The organism is Oceanobacillus senegalensis (assembly GCF_900176885.1).
Classification (GTDB): domain Bacteria; phylum Bacillota; class Bacilli; order Bacillales; family Amphibacillaceae; genus Oceanobacillus; species Oceanobacillus senegalensis.
Map to the genome: position 1 here is coordinate 813,768 of NZ_LT839648.1, position 18,223 is coordinate 831,990.

Annotated in this window: 17 protein-coding genes and 2 riboswitches; of the genes, 11 read left to right on the forward strand and 6 right to left on the reverse strand. The window is 36.5% G+C overall.

What is annotated here, in order from left to right:
- The first annotated feature begins 88 nt into the window (after positions 1-88).
- Positions 89-234: riboswitch (FMN riboswitch) on the forward strand.
- Between the two features lie 165 nt (positions 235-399).
- Positions 400-990 carry an ECF transporter S component gene (locus CAO17_RS03795; RefSeq protein WP_085991493.1) on the forward strand — a complete coding sequence of 197 codons (591 nt, stop codon included), beginning with the start codon at positions 400-402 and terminating at the stop codon, positions 988-990.
- Between the two features lie 37 nt (positions 991-1,027).
- On the opposite strand, the gene CAO17_RS03800 is transcribed toward CAO17_RS03795, so the two are convergent.
- Together CAO17_RS03800 and CAO17_RS03805 are read right to left on the reverse strand one after the other, a co-directional pair.
- Positions 1,028-1,393 (reverse strand): hotdog fold thioesterase, encoded by a 366-nt coding sequence (locus tag CAO17_RS03800; RefSeq protein WP_085994397.1) that lies wholly within the window; start codon positions 1,391-1,393, stop codon positions 1,028-1,030.
- A gap of 62 nt (positions 1,394-1,455) precedes the next feature.
- Positions 1,456-2,391 carry a 1,4-dihydroxy-2-naphthoate polyprenyltransferase gene (locus CAO17_RS03805; RefSeq protein WP_085991494.1) on the reverse strand — a complete coding sequence of 312 codons (936 nt, stop codon included), beginning with the start codon at positions 2,389-2,391 and terminating at the stop codon, positions 1,456-1,458.
- Positions 2,392-2,623: 232 nt separating this feature from the next.
- Here CAO17_RS03805 and CAO17_RS03810 point away from each other — a divergent pair, with 232 nt between their 5' ends.
- From CAO17_RS03810 to ytkD, 8 genes are all read left to right on the forward strand, one after another.
- Entirely contained in the window at positions 2,624-4,012 is a 1,389-nt protein-coding gene (locus CAO17_RS03810; protein ID WP_085991495.1) for an isochorismate synthase, read from the forward strand.
- A 2-nt stretch (positions 4,013-4,014) separates the two neighbouring features.
- A complete protein-coding gene (gene menD / locus CAO17_RS03815) occupies positions 4,015-5,766 on the forward strand; it encodes a 2-succinyl-5-enolpyruvyl-6-hydroxy-3-cyclohexene-1-carboxylic-acid synthase (RefSeq protein ID WP_085991496.1) in 1,752 nt (583 codons plus the stop codon).
- Between the two features lie 4 nt (positions 5,767-5,770).
- Positions 5,771-6,607 (forward strand): 2-succinyl-6-hydroxy-2,4-cyclohexadiene-1-carboxylate synthase, encoded by an 837-nt coding sequence (gene menH / locus CAO17_RS03820; protein ID WP_085991497.1) that lies wholly within the window; start codon positions 5,771-5,773, stop codon positions 6,605-6,607.
- A gap of 1 nt (position 6,608) precedes the next feature.
- Positions 6,609-7,427: a 1,4-dihydroxy-2-naphthoyl-CoA synthase gene (menB, locus tag CAO17_RS03825; protein WP_085991498.1), complete on the forward strand. Its 819-nt coding sequence runs from the start codon at positions 6,609-6,611 to the stop codon at positions 7,425-7,427.
- Positions 7,428-7,544: 117 nt separating this feature from the next.
- Positions 7,545-8,996, forward strand: coding sequence for an o-succinylbenzoate--CoA ligase (locus CAO17_RS03830; RefSeq protein ID WP_245831758.1), 1,452 nt, complete (start codon positions 7,545-7,547; stop codon positions 8,994-8,996).
- Between the two features lie 60 nt (positions 8,997-9,056).
- The gene (locus CAO17_RS03835) at positions 9,057-9,377 is read left to right on the forward strand and encodes a hydrolase (RefSeq protein WP_085991499.1); all 321 of its coding nucleotides are present in this window, start codon (positions 9,057-9,059) and stop codon (positions 9,375-9,377) included.
- Between the two features lie 104 nt (positions 9,378-9,481).
- Positions 9,482-10,012: a hypothetical protein gene (locus tag CAO17_RS03840; RefSeq protein WP_085991500.1), complete on the forward strand. Its 531-nt coding sequence runs from the start codon at positions 9,482-9,484 to the stop codon at positions 10,010-10,012.
- A gap of 27 nt (positions 10,013-10,039) precedes the next feature.
- Positions 10,040-10,507, forward strand: a complete 468-nt coding sequence (gene ytkD, locus CAO17_RS03845; RefSeq protein WP_085994399.1) for an RNA deprotection pyrophosphohydrolase — start codon at positions 10,040-10,042, stop codon at positions 10,505-10,507.
- Between the two features lie 126 nt (positions 10,508-10,633).
- On the opposite strand, the gene CAO17_RS03850 is transcribed toward ytkD, so the two are convergent.
- The 4 genes from CAO17_RS03850 to pckA all read right to left on the reverse strand — a co-directional run bounded on the left by CAO17_RS03850 (position 10,634) and on the right by pckA (position 15,041).
- Positions 10,634-11,434, reverse strand: a complete 801-nt coding sequence (locus CAO17_RS03850) for an ABC transporter permease (protein WP_085991501.1) — start codon at positions 11,432-11,434, stop codon at positions 10,634-10,636.
- Positions 11,431-12,210, reverse strand: coding sequence for an ABC transporter ATP-binding protein (locus CAO17_RS03855; protein ID WP_085991502.1), 780 nt, complete (start codon positions 12,208-12,210; stop codon positions 11,431-11,433). The genes CAO17_RS03850 and CAO17_RS03855 overlap by 4 nt, the downstream gene beginning before the upstream one ends.
- 13 nt (positions 12,211-12,223) lie before the next feature.
- Positions 12,224-13,213 (reverse strand): ABC transporter substrate-binding protein, encoded by a 990-nt coding sequence (locus CAO17_RS03860; protein ID WP_085991503.1) that lies wholly within the window; start codon positions 13,211-13,213, stop codon positions 12,224-12,226.
- 241 nt (positions 13,214-13,454) lie between these two features.
- Positions 13,455-15,041: a phosphoenolpyruvate carboxykinase (ATP) gene (gene pckA, locus CAO17_RS03865; RefSeq protein ID WP_085991504.1), complete on the reverse strand. Its 1,587-nt coding sequence runs from the start codon at positions 15,039-15,041 to the stop codon at positions 13,455-13,457.
- Between the two features lie 214 nt (positions 15,042-15,255).
- A riboswitch (SAM riboswitch) is annotated at positions 15,256-15,363 on the forward strand.
- Positions 15,364-15,604: 241 nt separating this feature from the next.
- Here pckA and metK point away from each other — a divergent pair.
- Positions 15,605-16,801, forward strand: coding sequence for a methionine adenosyltransferase (gene metK, locus CAO17_RS03870; protein ID WP_085991505.1), 1,197 nt, complete (start codon positions 15,605-15,607; stop codon positions 16,799-16,801).
- A gap of 156 nt (positions 16,802-16,957) precedes the next feature.
- Positions 16,958-18,178 (forward strand): ISL3 family transposase, encoded by a 1,221-nt coding sequence (locus CAO17_RS03875; RefSeq protein ID WP_085991018.1) that lies wholly within the window; start codon positions 16,958-16,960, stop codon positions 18,176-18,178.
- Positions 18,179-18,223 lie beyond the last annotated feature (45 nt).

Consider the following 18,223-nt stretch of genomic DNA (forward strand, 5'->3'; position numbering starts at 1 on the left):
GTGGCTTAAAAAATTAAAAGAATTTTTTAACCCCCTTTTCAAATCTATTGATTTGTTGTATAATTATTTTGAAAATTAAATAATCGATTCTAATCTTCGGGGCAGGGTGTAACTCCCGACCGGCGGTAAATAGCTAATTGGCTTCAAGTCCGCGACCCACATTTTTATTTTAATGTGGCTGATCTGGTGGAATTCCAGAACCGACAGTTAAAGTCTGGATGAGAGAAGATGTCGAGCCTGATTGAGGTATAATTTCCCATACCTTCTTTTCTGAATATTACTGTACTACCCTAAAGCCCCGTTAAATGCTTTAGGGTTTTTTGTAATCAGTCCGATAATCAAACAAGGCTTCTCCTTCGCGACAAGAGTAGAATCGATAAATTGAAGGAGGAATCAAGTATGAAAAAAGGGAAAGGTCAATCATCAAATTTAGTTAAATTTATTATTTTATCACTACTTGGTACGATTTCTTTGGTATTATTTTTCTTGAATTTTCCATTACCATTTTTACCACCTTATTTAAAAATAGACTTTAGTGAAGTCCCAGCGTTAATGGCATCCTTAATCTTTTCACCTATTGCTGGTGTTATCGTTATTGCTATTAAGAATTTACTTTATTTAGCAGTTTCTGGTGCTGGGGATCCTATAGGGGTAGCGGCGAATTTCTTAGCCGGAATAATGTTTGTTGTTCCCGTCTCTATTTTTTATCATAGATTTAAAAAAGGCGTAAAAAGTGTTGTTTCTGGATTAGTGACTGGAACTATTGTCATGACTATTGGTATGAGTGTATTAAATTATTTCTTTATCCTACCAGCTTATGGTTGGTTTATGGGTTGGGGGGACATGACACCAGAGGTTATTTGGGCTTCTGTTATTGCAGCCGTATTACCATTCAATGTGATAAAGGGAATTATCGTGGGCTTTCTATTTGTACCACTATTTATAAAAATGCGAACTTGGATAGAGCAACAGCAAGCGAAATTAGCTTGATTATGTATACAAAAATAGGCCTCCCATAAAGGAGAGCCTATTTTTTCTTGGATATTATTCCAACTGTACTTCTAGAAATACATATTAATTGATCGTTTTCATCGGTAATTTTAATTTCCCAAACCATCGTTGATTTACCTATGTGAATTGGAGAGGCTTTTGCAGTAACCGTTCCATTTCGTATACTTTTTATATGGTTTGCATTGATTTCTATTCCGAAGATATTATTTTCTTTCAAATCAACATGTAAGGTTGCTCCGATGCTTGCTGCGGTTTCAGCAAGAGCAACCGATGCACCTCCATGTAAGTAGCCAAACGGCTGATGAGTTCGGTGATCAACAGGCATACTGATGACAACTAAATTTTTATCCTTTGAAATAATCTTCATCCCTAGAGAATCCATTAAGGTATGATTGAATTCCCCCACAAAACTCACCTTCTTTTTATCTGTTTATACTTCTTGCGCTATAGTAATTGAGTAATTAATAAGGATATTCCAAGGAATAATCCATAGATTGTATTTGTTTTACCGGTAGCTTTCATAGCAGGCATCATTTCTAAAGGATTCGTTTTTCCTCGAAAATTTTTAATTACATCTTTAGCAATAAATAAACTAATAAATGTAATAGTAGACCAGATTGGTAAAATGCCTAAAACAATATAAATTACGGTTAGTGTGTATACAATCGTAAACAGGACAGCCATAAAGGTGACTGCTTTTTCTCTTCCTAATAAAACAGGTATCGTTTTACGTCCACCTTTTTCGTCACCATCACGGTCTCGAATATTGTTAGCTAAATTAATACTGCCAATCAATATCATAATAGGAATAGATATCCAAATAACATCAGCTGTAACAGAACCTGTTTGAATAAAGTAGCTAATTCCTATAATACCAGTACCCATTACAAGACCTGATGCTAATTCTCCAAATGGTGTATAAGATATTGGTAATGGTCCACCAGTATAAAGATATCCGACAGCCATGCATCCTAATCCAATCACTATAATCCACCAGCTTGATTCCATGCAAATGTAGAGTCCAAGTAGCATAGAAACAATATATAAGGTGAAAGCCAGGTTTTTGATAGTTCTCGGCTTCATTCCATCACGTACAATGGAACCTCCAATACCAACAGATTCCTCTGTATCTAATCCACGCTTAAAATCGTAATATTCATTAAATAAGTTCGTTGCTGTTTGGATTAGTAAAGAAGCAATAAGCATGGCAGAAAATAAAATCCAATCTACTTTACCATCTATATAGGCTAGCATGGTCCCAATAAACACTGGGATAAAAGAAGCTGTTAAAGTATGTGGTCGTAGCATGCGCCACCAAACATGGAAGCCCCCCTTTTCATTAAGTGCTGACCTTATATCATTATTTCCAGTAGAGTGCATGTTTTTTCCTCCTGAATTATTCTGTTATCAAACGTTTAGAAAAACGGTTAAATAAAGCTGACTATAAGTCTCCATAACATGTTAAGTTTATGGGAATAGATAGGGGGTGTCAATGATTTCTAATATATGTGGTAGACTAATTTAGGAATCATAGTTGCTTTTCTTGAGAAACAGATAAAAAGAGCATAAAATGTATATGGATGTTTTGTCATTACTATCGGAGGTTTACACAATGGTTGAAATAGAAGCAGGTCAAATTGAATCTGTAATAGAAAAAGCAATAAAAAAGATAAAGAATGAAAAAGACTTTCAACTCGTAAGTATTACAAATAAAATCAAACATCATGATCCTCTTGCATTTTTTGAAGGGGGAAAAGAGATAAATAAATGCCGTACGTTCTGGACGAGTTCTCAAAAGGACTTTTATTTAGTTGGTATTGGACAAGCGTACGAAATGACCGCGGGTAATTCGCGTTTTAAGGATACAAAGTATGCGTGGCAACAGTTAATGCAAAACGCGACTATCTATAATCCATATGAGTCAGCTGGTACTGGAATGGTTGCTTTAGGTGGAATGGAATTTGACCCAATGAAAGAAAAGACTGAACAGTGGGGAAATTTTCCAGCTAGTCATTTTACTATTCCTGAATTTTTATTAACGATTTATAATAATGAATGCTATTATACGATTAATATTCTAGTAAGGAAAAATGATCATCCTCAACAATTAGCGAATGAAATGAAACAACAGGAAAATCTCCTGTTTGCTAAACGAACCATAAAGGATCAACGGTTAATTATAAAAGATAAGCAAGAAATAGGAGTAGTAAATTGGAAGAATGCTGTAAGAATGGCAACTGAGAAGATACGTGTAGGGGAAGCGGAAAAGGTAGTTTTAGCACGTGAAATGCGGTTAATGTTTCATCAAGAAGCTGATATTACCTCCATTATTCAAAAGTTAATTGCAACTCAGCCGAATAGTTATATCTTTGCCTTTGAAAGGGAAGGAGACTGTTTTGTTGGTGCTACCCCTGAAAGGTTAGTTAAACGGGAAAAAAATAGACTGTTATCCACCTGTTTAGCAGGAACGGCACCAAGAGGAATAACAGAAGAAGAGGATAAAAAGATTAGTCAAACACTGATGAATGATCAAAAGAATCGACAAGAGCATGATTTTGTTGTCCAAATGATCAAACAGGCGATGGTGGATTATTGTACGGATGTTGAAATCCCAGAAGAGCCTGTCATTTATCCATTAAAAAATCTCCAGCATTTGTATACACCTGTTACAGCCACATTAAAGCAAGGATATAGCATTTTTGATATTGTTGAAAAGCTTCACCCAACCCCTGCATTAGGTGGTACACCGAGGGAAGAGTCAATGGCTTTTATTAGAGAGCATGAACAACTTGACCGTGGTTGGTATGGAGCTCCCATAGGTTGGATTGATAGTAATATGCATGGAGAATTTGCTGTAGCTATTCGCTCCGCACTGATGCAGGGGAATGAGGCTTCGTTGTTTGCTGGATGTGGGGTTATAAGAGATTCCGATCCGGATGCTGAATATGAGGAAACAAATATTAAATTTTTACCGATGTTATCCGTTTTAGGGGGACAATAAATATGGACTATACAGAAGCACTAACAAGATATACAGCAAATTTTATAGATGAACTAGCTAAAAGTGGGATTACGGATGTTGTGATATCACCAGGATCACGTTCCACTCCACTTGCTTTAGTGGTCACAGAGCACCCAAATTTAAAAGAATGGATCCTTGTAGATGAGCGATCCGCAGCATTTTTTGCATTAGGAATGGCGAAGCAAACAGGACGTCCTGTTGCTATGGTTTGTACATCAGGTACTGCGACGGCCAATTATTTTCCAGCTATAATTGAAGCGTATTACAGTAGGGTTCCATTAGTTGTACTAACCGCAGACCGTCCACATGAATTACGTGATACAGGTGCACCACAGGCGATTGAACAAGTAAAAATGTATGGGGAATATGTGAAATGGTTCCATGAAATGGCTATTCCTGAAGCAACAACAGAAATGATTAATTATGTTCGAAATAAAGCAACTCGTGCAGTGTACATGTCTAAAGAGGGCAATGCGGGACCAGTTCATTTGAATTTTCCTTTTCGTGAGCCATTGACACCGGACTTTTCACTTAAGAATATTTGGGAACCGCTAGATTATAAGGAAGAACGTCCAATAAGTTTAACTTATGATGGCTCCAAGCAATTGAATGCATATCAGTTACAATTACTTATTAAAAAGTTAGAAAATCGTAGAAGAGGTTTAATAGTTTGTGGTCCACAAACGGATGAAAACCTAGCAGAAGCAGTAACAGAACTTGCATCTGAATGGGGCATTCCGATTTTAGCTGACCCATTATCACAAGTTCGTGCAGGTAGTCATCAATTGGATCAAGTGATAGAAGGGTATGATGCAATTCTGCGTAATAAGAAGGTCCGTGATCACCTCAAACCAGATTTTATTTTACGCTTTGGTGCAATGCCTGTTTCTAAACCCTATCTATTTTTTGTAAAGGAAAACCAAGAAACATTGCATTTTGTAGTAGAAAATCACATTGGTTATCGAGATCCTACAGGGAATATAACAGAGTATATTTTTGCTGATCCAGTTAACCTTTGTGAGGATTTACTTGCTGTTACGGAGTTTGAGGATCAATTTGATTCAGAGTGGTTGAAAACCTGGAAGGATATGAATAAGATTGCGAAAAGACATTTACTTGTTCAATCAGTGGATGAAGTAACAGAGGGTGGAGCAGTTCGGACAATGTTTGATGTTACGCCTGAATCTAGCTATGTTTACGCTGCAAATAGTATGCCAATTCGAGATGTTGATACCTTCTTTATGACAACGAATAAGAAGGTTACGATTTTAGCTAACCGAGGAGCGAATGGAATCGATGGTTTGCTTTCTAGTGGTATAGGGGCTGCAGCTTCAAGTAATCCAGTTACTATTATTGCAGGAGATCTTTCCTTTTATCATGATATGAATGGATTATTAGCAGCAAAAAAATTCAATCTAAATGTTACTATCTTGCTTATTAACAACAATGGTGGTGGAATATTTTCCTTTCTACCACAATCAAATGATAAAAAGCATTTTGAAGCCTTATTTGGAACGCCAATTGATATTGATTTCAGATATGCAACCTTTATGTATGGTGGGAAATATGCCCGTGCACGTACGGAAGGAGAGTTAAGGGAATTACTTCAAACCAGTTACCAGCAAGAAGGACTACATGTGATTGAAATAAAAACAGACCGTTCGGAAAATGTTGATTGGCATCGTCAAAAATGGAATGCTATTGAACAAGAAATTTTAGAACGCTGGAGCTGATGAGATGTATTTTTCCATAAATAAGGATGAAAAATATTGGTATGAAATTCATGGCGAAGGAGTCCCATTGGTTTTGCTCCACGGTTTTACTGGTAGCGGGAGGACGTGGGAATCATTAATCCAATCTTTTTTAGAAAAAGGAGATAACCTTCAACTCATCGTTGTCGATTTACCTGGCCATGGTCAGACTATTACACAAACTCCTCGAACAATGGAAGCATGCTGTGAAGATTTAAACAAGTTATTCACATTTATTGGTCTCCGTGAATTTCATTTACTGGGCTATTCGATGGGGGGGCGAACTGCTCTAGCGTATGCATTAAGATATCAGGAAAAAATCCTCACCCTAATTCTAGAAAGTGCTTCACCTGGGTTAGCATCAAAAGAAGAAAGGTTTTCTCGAATTCAACGTGATGAGGAATTAGCACAACGTATTGAGGATAATGGAGTTGAAGATTTCGTTAACTTTTGGGAAAACATCCCTTTATTTTCTACGCAAAAAAATCTACCAGCAAAAATACAGCAACGTATAAGAGAAGAGCGCCTGAATCAAACTGCGAATGGTTTAGCAATGTCTCTTCGGAATATGGGAACAGGTAAACAGCCATCGTTCTGGGAGGAATTGCGGTATTTTTCAAAACCTGTTTTGTTGTTAGTTGGTGAATGGGATGAAAAATTTATCCAAATTAACAAAAAGATGCAAGAATTGTTCGTTGATTGTAATCTACTTATATGTGAAAAAAGCGGTCATGCAATTCACGTGGAAAACTCTCAGGCTTTTGATATACTAGTACATGAATTTATTGGAAACTACATAAATTCCTATAATGAGGAGGATTAAGATGAAGGCCCAATGGGAAAATGTAAAAAATTATGAAGAAATTATTTACGAAAAATATAATGGAATTGCTAAAGTAACCATGAACCGTCCTGAAAAAAGAAATGCTTTTACACCACTAACAGTTAATGAAATGATTGATGCTTTTACGGATGCACGTGATGATTCAGAAATCGGTGTAATTATTCTAGCAGGAGAAGGAGAAAAAGCCTTTTGTTCTGGTGGAGATCAATCCGTGCGTGGTCATGGAGGGTATGTCGGAAGTGATCAGGTACCAAGGTTAAACGTGTTAGATTTACAACGCTTAATCCGTACTATTCCTAAACCAGTAATTGCAATGGTTTCAGGTTACGCAATTGGTGGTGGACATGTTCTTCATGTTGTTTGTGATTTAACGATTGCTGCAGATAATGCCATCTTTGGTCAAACTGGACCAAAAGTTGGTAGCTTTGATGCTGGATATGGTGCAGGCTATTTAGCTCGAATGGTTGGACATAAGCGTGCGCGAGAAATCTGGTATTTATGCCGTCAATACAATGCAGAAGAAGCATATGAAATGGGAATGGTGAATACAGTTGTCCCATTAGAAAAATTAGAAGAGGAAACATTGCAATGGTGTGAAGAGATTCTTGAAAAATCACCGACTGCCCTTCGTTTCTTGAAGGCCTCCTTTAATGCGGATACGGATGGTTTAGCAGGTCTTCAACAGATGGGTGGAGATGCTACATTGCTTTATTACACAACAGATGAAGCAAAAGAAGGAAGGGACGCGTTTAAAGAAAAAAGAAAACCAAACTTTAAAAAGTTCCCACGCTTCCCTTGATTTGTTAGGGAATACGATTTACGAGAAAGACCTTTGCTTGAGTTTATGAGCAAGGGTTTTTCGTTTATAAGCCTATTGTTTCATCCATCCAATTGTATTCAGAAAGGAGAGGTTAAATTGGGGGAAACTATTCCGCACTGGTTAACTAAACAAGCAGACCTTGCACCAACGAAGATTGCTATTGAACTTGATGATGGAAGTACGACTACTTTTCAAGAGTTAAAGGAAGAAAGCCAAATTTTTGCGCGAAAACTCGCACATATAGGGGTTAAAGAGGGAACACATGTTGGAATCTTATCCAATAATAGTGTCACGATGTTAACTGCAATTCATGCTTTAAGCTATCTGGGAGCTGTAGGAGTATTATTAAATACACGATTAACTTCCAATGAATTAAACTATCAACTAAGAGATGCGGAAGTAAACGTTTTATTAACTTCGGGATCATTTAAAAATCAGGAAATGCAACTAGATGTTCCTTTTATTTACCGCTTTAGTGAGATCCATAGTACAGTGGAGAAAGAAGTTATGCTTAAGTCAGAGCTAGTTCTAGATGATATCTTTACGATTATTTATACTTCTGGTACAACAGGATTTCCTAAGGGAGTTATACATACATATGGCAATCATTGGTGGAGTTCGATTGGTTCAGTGCTTAACCTTGGATTAAACCCAAATGACAAATGGCTTATTCCATTACCTATTTTTCATGTCAGTGGATTATCCACCTCCATTAAGAGTGTAATTTATGGGATGCCGATTTATTTATTAGAGAAATTTGATGTTGGAATCGTACATAATGCCTTAATGAAAAAGGGTATTACCATTGCTTCAGTTGTTTCAGTAATGGTTCAGAAATTGTTGGAACGGCTCGGAAATGATGGTTATCCTTGTTCATTAAGATGCCTACTGCTTGGAGGAGGACCAGCACCAAGACCTATGCTTGTACGTGCAAAAGAAAAGAACATCCCAATTTTTCAATCGTATGGAATGACAGAAACCTCTTCACAAATTGTTACCCTTAGTCCCCAGGATGCTCTAGAAAAAGTTGGTTCAGCAGGGAAGCCATTATTTCCAGCCCAATTAAAAATTACGGAATTAGACAATGACTCGGTTGGTGAAATTATGGTGAAGGGTCCAATGGTAACGAAAGGATATTATAAGAATGAAGAGGCTAATAAAAAGTCCTTTCATCAAGGGTGGTTAGCTACTGGAGATATGGGATATGTTGATGAAGACGGATTTTTATATGTGGTTGACAGGAGAAAGGATTTAATCATATCCGGTGGCGAAAATGTATATCCTTCTGAGATAGAAAGTGTATTATCAGGAATAAGACAAATAAGCGAAGTTGGTGTGACAGGGAAGACCGATGAAACATGGGGTCAAGTTCCTGTTGCCTACATCGTTAAAAAAGATACAATTTCTACGGAGGAAATTTTAGATTATGCAAAGGAACGGTTAGCAAAGTATAAATTACCGAAAGAAATTCATTTTGTTAAGGAACTTCCAAGGAATGCTTCTAACAAGCTAGTAAGAAGTAAACTTGCTGATTTAAAGCGCAATTAATGATTAAATGAAGAATAGATTCCATGCAAGAAGCCAAATTAGTAATAGGAGGTGTACTGCATGGAAAAACAAAAGTACTACATTAATGTTGCTAATGGGGAAATTTCTCACAGAAAACATGATAATAACGATTATTTAGTGATTAATGCAACAAATGGAGAGATAAGTTATCTAAGGAGAAAGTTAGAGAGCATGCATGAAGCAAGTTTCAGTTCCTTTATTCGTGCACATATTCCTATAGTTGAGTATCATAATGATTCTGCAAATGATGCTTATGATGATAATTTATTGGAAGTATATCAAATGCTATACGATTTAGGTAATAAACAAACACGGGAACATATAAAAAGTATGGGGATTTTGGATAATCATTCTATGTAAATGGATATTTATATGTTATCTTAAAGATAATATTCCTTGCAGCAATGTAAGTTTAACCCCTTAGACAAATAGGAATAGTATTAAACTAAGGGGGATTTTGAGTTATGAAGCAAACTTTTGCCATCTTAGGTATATTATTTGTTGGTATCATGTTTATTTTAGTATCCTTTACGAAGGAATTCGAGACACAAGAAAAACATCATCCATCTGCTTCTACAGTCCTTGATAAAAAGGATGCTGCTACACAAGAGAAAGAATTAAGGCATGAAGACATTATCTCCTTAACAAAAGAATTTATGGATATTCTAATTCAAGAGTCTGGAGAGAACTATAAAGTGAAGGGGTTTCAAACGGAAGAACAAATTCTCAAAGAGTTGGACAAGATAACCACTAGACAAGTTGCTGAAGCTTATGTACCATACTATTATGAGGAGAAGACGGATGGGCTCTATATCGTACCAACAGAGACTCCGCCTTGGTTCATTCCTAAAAATTCTTATGAGATGAAGCAGGTTAGTGATGTTCAAACGAAAATAACCCAACATAACAGAACAGAACTCGATGGAGATTACACCATTGAAATAGAATTTACGCATCAAAAAAACTGGAAAATAACAAATGTGATTTATCGTTAGTTGGCAGGAAAAAGGCAGTTGAAGTTTTTGAATACATTTAGAGATTATTATAACAATGAGGTAACACTATCTTTTAAAGACCATCCATTTTGTAAACAACCGAAGCATGTATGGATCATTTGCAAATATAAACATCAATGGTTGTTAACGAGACATAAGGAGCGGGGATTAGAATTTCCTGGTGGAAAGGTAGAAGAAGGAGAAACGGCTTTACAGGCGGCTGTTCGTGAAATAAAGGAAGAAACTGGCGGGATCGTGAGCAACATTAACTATATCGGTCAGTACTACGTGAACGGGAAAAGAGATGTTGTCATAAAGAATGTCTATTATGCCGTTATTCATGAATTAATCGAACAAGAATCCTATTTTGAAACAGATGGGCCGGTGTTACTAGAAGCGTTACCATCAAATATAAAAAATAATGGTGCTTATAGCTTTATCATGAAAGATAATGTTTTAGATTTTTGTTTAGAACATATAAAGTGTAAATCTTAAGGTCAGACCAGAAGTGGTTTGATCTTTTTCGCATTACGATAAAAAAGGATTAATAATGCCCTCATTATCAATCCTTTTATCATAAAGAAGTCGATGAGCCAGTTAACATTGATTCCTTATATTATATTAAGTTGAGTGCTTAATCAACCAACCTTCAAGTTTTTCAACTACTTTATACATAATTGCAGCAAGTACAGCAATAATAACAAGACTAGACATAACGAGTGTGAAGTCAAACACTTGGAAACCATAAATAATGAGGTAGCCTAAACCTTGTTTGGATACAAGATATTCTCCAACAATGACTCCTACCCATGATAACCCAACATTTACCTTTAAGGTGGATATCATCGTCGGCATGGTTGCTGGAAAAACAGCCTCTTTAAAGCATTGCCATCTCGTTGCACCAAAGCTTTTTAACACTTTCGAATAGTTTGGGTCAACTCCATTGAAGGCGGAATAAACAGTCAGTGTTGTAATGATGACAGAAACTAAGAATCCCATGGATATAATTGCCAAATACCCTGGTCCGAGAGCAACAATGAGTATAGGCCCAAGTGCCACTTTAGGCATGGCATTCATGACGACTAAAAAGGGATCCATAACCTTGGAAAAACGGGTAAAGGACCATAGTAAAGTTGCTAACAAAATTCCACCGATTGTACCAATGATGAAACCTAGGATTGTTTCAAAAAGGGTAACAGATAAATGACTATATATGGATCCATTTGCAAATCTTTCAATTAATAAATTCCAGATTCTACTCGGTGAGCTAAATAATAGTGGATCAATCCAATTCAGGCGACTAGCAATCTCCCAGATAGCAATGAATGTAACTAGGATAATGAATTGCCATGTTAGCACGATTTTTCGTTCCCTTTTTATACTTCTTATATGCCTCTGAAATAATTGTTGATCACTATTCATTGGATATCACCACCTTCGCGTTTATCAAGTTCATCCCAAATTCGGTCAAATAAAATTTGGTATTTTGAATGTTTTCGAACAGTTAATGGAGCGGATTGACGTAATTCAATTGGAACCTCAAAGGACTTTGCTATACTTCCTGGATTTGCATTCATAACTAGTATTCGATCACTCATCGCGATAGCCTCACCAATATCATGTGTTACTAGAACTGCTGTTTTATGGTAGTTCTTTAAAAGTCTACCAACTAAATCCTCTAGTTTTAATTTCGTTTGGTAATCTAAGGCAGAGAAAGGTTCATCTAAAAGTAATATTTTAGGATCATTGATGAGCGTTCTTACCAATGCAACCCGCTGCCGCATCCCACCAGATAAGGAGGTTGGATAACTATCTTCTACACCACTCAAACCAACCTCCTGTAAAAGTTGTATAGCTGTTTCTTTAAAATCTGATATTGGCTTCTTATTAATTTTTGGACCAATTAATACATTATCAAGAATGGTTTTCCATGGGAATAAATAATCCTGTTGAAGCATATACCCAATTGCAAGTTGAGATTGCTTAATTGGTTTATCCTCTAGCAATACATTACCTTCTGTGTTTTCTAAGATACCAGCTATGATAGATAATATTGTCGATTTACCGCATCCACTAGGACCAAGTAATGCAACAAACTCCCCTTTCTTTAAAGAAAAAGATATATTATCCAATGCTTTGGTATAATCCCTTTTTGAAAAGTAATGATGTGATACTTGGTCTAAGGTTAGAAATGTCAATGTATTTCCCTCCTTAGTTGTTGATGACTTCCTCTGCGAATTCTGTGTTTACCAATTCTTCGTAAGGTACGTCTTCAGGGAGTTCCCCAGCTTCATCCATAATAGATTTTAATTGCTCCCACTCTTCTTTATCCAAGACGGGATCCGATGCAAAAGAGTCCTGATTTTTGTAGCGTTCGATAGATGATGCTAAAAGCTCTACATCTGTATCTTCAAAGAATGGGCTAACTACTTCAGCGATAGTTTCTGGGTCATTTTCTTGAACCCATTGTTGTGCTTTATATATGGCTTTTGTAAATTTTGTTACTGCTTCCTTGTTTTCATCCATATAGCTTTGTTTTGCCATAAATCCCGTGTATGGAACCGTGCCAGATTCCTCACCGAATGATGCTACAATATGTCCAGTTCCTTCCCGTTCAAAAACACTAGCAGTTGGTTCGAATAATTGAACATAATCATAATCACCTGAAGCAAAAGCACCTGGGATATTTGCAAAGTCGATGATCTGATCTAAATTAACATCTTTGTGTGGATCAATATCATGCTGTTTTAAGACATATTCACCAACCATTTGTGGCATTCCACCAACACGTTGGCCTAGAAAATTACTTTCTTTTACATCCTCCCATTTAAAATCGTCATTTGGTTCTTTAGCAACTAAAAATGTTCCATCTGTTTGGGTTAGCTGTGCAAAATTGATGGCATAGTCTTTTGAATCTTGTGCGTAAACATAGATGGAGGTTTCCGCACCAACAAGAGCAATATCAACTCCATCAGATAACAGTGTTGTCATCGTTGTGTCGCCACCCCAGGTTGTTTGCAGTTCAACTTCCAATCCTTCTTCTTCAAAAAAGTTTTTCTCTAAAGCTACATACATTGGTGTATAGAATACCGATCTTGTTACTTCTGCTAAACTAATTTTTGTTGATGTATTTGAACCGCATGCGGAAAGTAAGATAAGTAAACCAATAGCAAATAAAGCGATATATTTCGTCTTTCTCATTTCTTTTGACTCCTTTCCTCTTAAATTCATCCCATGTCAACATAGTGTATGTTTTGGTGGAAAATGTGTGAATGCCTATATGAAAAAAGTAATTTTGTGTCAGACACAATAATCTGGTAGTAAACAATATAAATGGAAGTTAAAAAAAGCCGACCTCAAAGTAAGGTCGGCTGTTCGAATAGGACGAACAATGATTTGCTTGTATAATGAAATCCTTTTGGGATGAGGAATTTATTTTAAATTACCCTTTATACAAAGGTCCTGCTAGCTTAATTTCATCGGATGCTTGTGTGAATTTTGTGAAATTATTATGGAATTTAAGTGCAAGATCTTTTGCTGTATGGTCGTAAGCTTCTTTGTCGCTCCAAGTTTGCTTCGGAATTAATACTTCATCAGGAACTCCTGGAATATGAAGTGGAATTTCTAAACCGAAAATCTCGTCTTGAACGGTTTCTACATTGTTTAGTTCTCCTTCTAATGCAGAATGGACCATTGCACGAGTGTAAGAGAGCTTCATACGGTTCCCAACACCATAGGATCCACCAGTCCAACCAGTGTTAACTAGAAACACATTAGCGTTGTATTGATCAATTTTTTCACCGAGCATTTCCGCATATTTAGATGGAGCTAGTGGAAGGAATGGTGAACCGAAGCAAGCAGAGAATGTTGCTTGTGGTTCAGTTACTCCACGTTCCGTACCAGCTAATTTACTCGTATATCCACTTAAGAAATGATACATAGCCTGTTCTTTTGATAATTTACTAATTGGTGGTAATGTTCCAGATGCATCGGCAGTAAGGAAAATAATCGCATTTGGATGTCCTGCCACACTAGGTTTTATGATATTATCTATATTTTCAAGTGAATAAGCTGCTCGTGTATTTTCCGTTAAGGATGTATCATCATAATCCGGTACTCTCGTTTCATCATCTAATATGACATTTTCCAATACAGAGCCAAATCGAATAGCATTGAAAATTTGTGGCTCCTTCTCCTCTGATAGATTAATGCATTTTGCATAGCAACCACCTTCAATGTTAAATACACCATTCGGACCCCAACCATGCTCATCATCGCCAATAAGACGACGATATGGATCCGCTGAAAGAGTAGTTTTTCCGGTACCAGAAAGTCCGAAGAAAAGTGCTACATCTCCCTCTTGACCTACATTAGCCGAGCAATGCATCGATAAAATGTCTTGTTGTGGTAATAGGTAGTTCATGACGGAGAAAATAGACTTTTTAATTTCACCGGCATATTCCGTTCCACCAATAAGAATGACACGTTTTTTAAACGAGACGATGATAAAAGTTTCCGAATTTGTACCGTCAACCGCTGGATCTGCCTTAAAGTTTGGTGCAGAAATAACGGTAAATTCAGATTGATGATTCTCTAATTCTTCCTCAGTAGGTGTAATGAATAATTGGCGAGAAAATAGATTATGCCAAGCATATTCATTGAAAACTTGAATTGGTAAACGATATTTTTTATCCGCTCCAGCAAAGCCTTTAAAAGAGTATAACTCTTCTTTATTCTTTAAATAATCCACAACTTTTTGGTATAAGTTGTCAAAATATTTTTCTTCGATTGGCTGATTCACAGAACCCCAATCAATATATTTTTCACAAACTTCATCTTTAACGATAAATTTATCTTTCGGTGATCTACCAGTATATGTTCCTGTCGTTGCACGTACAGCTCCCGATTCAGATAATCTGGCTTCGTTTCTTTCAAGAATACGTTCCACTAATTTTGGTACAGATAAATTCTCTTTTAGGTTTTTGTGAGAGTATAGGTCTTTTAATACTGTTCTTTCCACCATTTTCATTCGTTTCTCCTACCTTTTTAATGGTTTTTTTTACCCTTAAATGAATAAAATATCATTTGTGTTTCCTAATCTGCCATTAGTATAACACATTTAAAAAAATAGTCCATACTATTCAAAGGGAAATTTTGTAAAGATTTAATAATCAGCATATGCCTAACAAAAAATTGTTGACATACCGTATCTGTTTCGATAGGATAAACCATGGACGGATACTCTCTTATTCAGAGTTGGTGGAGGGACAGACCCTAAGAAGCCCAGCAACCATCACTTCAAGTGAAAAGGTGCTAACCTGAAGCAAGGAAAATTCCTTGGACAATAAGAGTGAAAGGACCGGAACCCTTTCCTCATGTTATAGAAGGAAGGGATTTTTTTATTTTATACAGGAAATTCTTTCAGTATTTTGTATAAAAATAGTTGCTTCCCAATGCTTAACATTATTTGTATCAGAAAGTTAATACGTCTAAGGTGTACTTTGAATAGTAATTATCTATATGTGATTTGAAAGAATATGAACATCAATAATGTAGAGATCCGTAACATCATAAAAAGGAGAGAAAAGCCACATGGCTGCAAATCGTCGTTTATTCACGTCTGAATCAGTAACAGAAGGGCATCCAGATAAAATGTCAGATCAAATCTCTGATGCCATACTTGATGAAATATTATCGAAGGATCCCAATGCTCGTGTAGCATGTGAAACTACCGTAACCACCGGACTAGTTTTAGTTGCTGGAGAGATTTCAACGAGTACATATGTTGATATACCAGCAATTGTAAGAAATACGGTTAAGGAAATAGGTTATACGAGAGCGAAATATGGTTTTGATGCGGAAACATGTGCCGTATTAACTGCCATTGATGAACAGTCACCTGACATAGCGATGGGGGTTGACCAAGCACTTGAAGCGAGAAATGGGAAAATGAGTGATGAGGAAATTGCTGCTATTGGTGCAGGAGATCAAGGTCTCATGTTTGGTTATGCGTGTAATGAGACAGAAGAATTAATGCCATTACCTATTTCCTTAGCACATAAATTATCGAAGCGACTAGCTGATGTACGAAAAGAAAATGTAGTGGATTATCTGCGTCCAGATGGAAAAACGCAGGTAACGATTGAGTATGATGAGGATAATAATCCGAAACGAGTTGACACCATTGTTATTTCAACTCAACACCACCCAGAAGTCGAAAAAGATCAAATCGAAAAGGATATCAAAAAATACGTTATTGAACCAGTTGTTCCTGCTGCATTATTAGATGGAGAAACGAAATACTTTATCAATCCAACAGGTCGCTTTGTGGTTGGAGGACCACAAGGGGATGTTGGATTAACAGGAAGAAAAATTATTGTTGATACGTATGGTGGATATGCTAGACATGGTGGTGGTGCTTTTAGTGGAAAGGATTCTACAAAGGTAGACCGTTCTGCAACATATGCGGCAAGGTATGTAGCTAAAAATATTGTTGCGGCAGGTCTGGCTAAGTCTTGTGAAGTCCAATTAGCCTATGCAATCGGAGTAGCTGAACCTGTTTCTATCTCTATTGATACTTTTGGAACTGGAAAGGTAGCTGAAATTGATTTAGTAAATGCTGTTCGTGAAATCTTTGATTTACGACCTGCTGGAATTATTAACATGCTTGACTTACGAAGACCAATTTTTAGAGATACAGCAGCATATGGACATTTTGGTAGAACGGATATCCAATTCCCGTGGGAAAGAACAGACAAAGTTGAAGAATTAAAAGCTCTTGTTAAATAGAAATACGATAAAAGCCATTTAACCTAATGTTAAATGGCTTTATTTTTGGCTCTAAAATATATGTTGGGGTTTTAATAAAATTTAAGCATAAAAAAACACGCAAGCTCCTATATCCTTTAAACTTGAATTGACGAGAAACAAGTGGATAGGAGTTGCGTGTATATGTATTTTAACATGAAATTACCTGGATTAGAAGAAATGAAAATAACGAAAACAGAGGAGATAGAGGGATCCTTTCATATTCATGTTCAGTTGCCAAAAAAACCTCATAAATGCCCTTCTTGTGGGGAGATAACAGAGCGTATTCATGATTATCGAGTGCAAAAAATTCAGCATTTAAAATTGTTTGAACGTAGAACCTATATTTTTTATCGTAAGCGTCGTTATAGGTGTGAGTGTGGAAAGAGGTTTGTAGAAAACAATAATATTGTCTATCGTTATCAGCGACATACGGTGGAATGGAATCAGGCGTTAGGTTTTCGAGTGATAAAGGGGAAGAATTTCAAGGATACTGCTGCCCAATTTCATACGTCATCCAATACAGCTATGCGACGTTTTGATAACGTATCAGCTGGTAAATTACGTGAGGTTAAAGCTCTGCCACGGGTAATAGCGATCGATGAATATAAGGGCGATACAAATAAAGGTAAATATCAAACCATTATCGGTAATGGTGAGACAGGTGAGCCTTTGGATATTCTTCCTGATCGGTCCGTAAAAACGGTGAAAAAGTATCTACAGGAAAAGGGAGAAAAAGTAGAAATAGTCATTATGGATATGAGTCATAGCTTTAAATCAGCTGTTCAACAAGCATTGGGGAATCCTATTATTATAGCGGATCGATTTCATTTCTGTCGTTATATTTATTGGGCACTCGAACGTGTGCGAAGACGAGTTCAAAAAGAATTCCACCCTTATGATCGTAAAAAGTGCAAGCGAATGAAGCATGTATTTTATAAGCATTATGAAGCCCTTAGCGCAAAACAACATTGGTACTTAGAAAGATATTTAGGGTTATCAGAAGATTTGAGAACAGCTTATGGGTTAAAAGAATCTTATCGAACTTGGTTTGAAGAAGCAAAGAAAATAGGAAAAGATAATATGAAAGAGGTTAAAGAAGGGCTGTATCAGTTTTATACGCAAGTAAAAGATGCGGGTTTAGAGGAATTTGAAAAAGCGATACAGACGCTACAAAATTGGCAACCTGAAATATTGAACAGCTTTGCCTTTGGGTATAGTAATGGGTTTATTGAAGGATTGAATAATCAAACAAAGGTTATCAAGAGAAATGCCTTTGGATTCAAGAGATATGATCGATTGAGATTAAGGGTATTATTACACCATCAATTTAAATCCGTAGCCAATTCAATAGGTTAAAGGGGTAGGAGCTAATAGCCCCACCCCAACATTTGACTTAGAACC

Bases quoted from the DNA above. Each gene is read 5' to 3' on its own strand.
- CAO17_RS03835 (WP_085991499.1), top strand. From the start codon at position 9,057: ATGGAAAAACAAAAGTACTACATTAATGTTGCTAATGGGGAAATTTCT.
- menB (WP_085991498.1), top strand. From the start codon at position 6,609: ATGAAGGCCCAATGGGAAAATGTAAAAAATTATGAAGAAATTATTTAC.
- menD (WP_085991496.1), top strand. From the start codon at position 4,015: ATGGACTATACAGAAGCACTAACAAGATATACAGCAAATTTTATAGAT.
- CAO17_RS03800 (WP_085994397.1), bottom strand. From the start codon at position 1,393: ATGGATTCTCTAGGGATGAAGATTATTTCAAAGGATAAAAATTTAGTT.
- CAO17_RS03860 (WP_085991503.1), bottom strand. From the start codon at position 13,213: ATGAGAAAGACGAAATATATCGCTTTATTTGCTATTGGTTTACTTATC.
- menH (WP_085991497.1), top strand. From the start codon at position 5,771: ATGTATTTTTCCATAAATAAGGATGAAAAATATTGGTATGAAATTCAT.
- CAO17_RS03810 (WP_085991495.1), top strand. From the start codon at position 2,624: ATGGTTGAAATAGAAGCAGGTCAAATTGAATCTGTAATAGAAAAAGCA.
- CAO17_RS03850 (WP_085991501.1), bottom strand. From the start codon at position 11,434: ATGAATAGTGATCAACAATTATTTCAGAGGCATATAAGAAGTATAAAA.
- CAO17_RS03805 (WP_085991494.1), bottom strand. From the start codon at position 2,391: ATGCACTCTACTGGAAATAATGATATAAGGTCAGCACTTAATGAAAAG.
- CAO17_RS03795 (WP_085991493.1), top strand. From the start codon at position 400: ATGAAAAAAGGGAAAGGTCAATCATCAAATTTAGTTAAATTTATTATT.
- metK (WP_085991505.1), top strand. From the start codon at position 15,605: ATGGCTGCAAATCGTCGTTTATTCACGTCTGAATCAGTAACAGAAGGG.
- pckA (WP_085991504.1), bottom strand. From the start codon at position 15,041: ATGAAAATGGTGGAAAGAACAGTATTAAAAGACCTATACTCTCACAAA.
- CAO17_RS03840 (WP_085991500.1), top strand. From the start codon at position 9,482: ATGAAGCAAACTTTTGCCATCTTAGGTATATTATTTGTTGGTATCATG.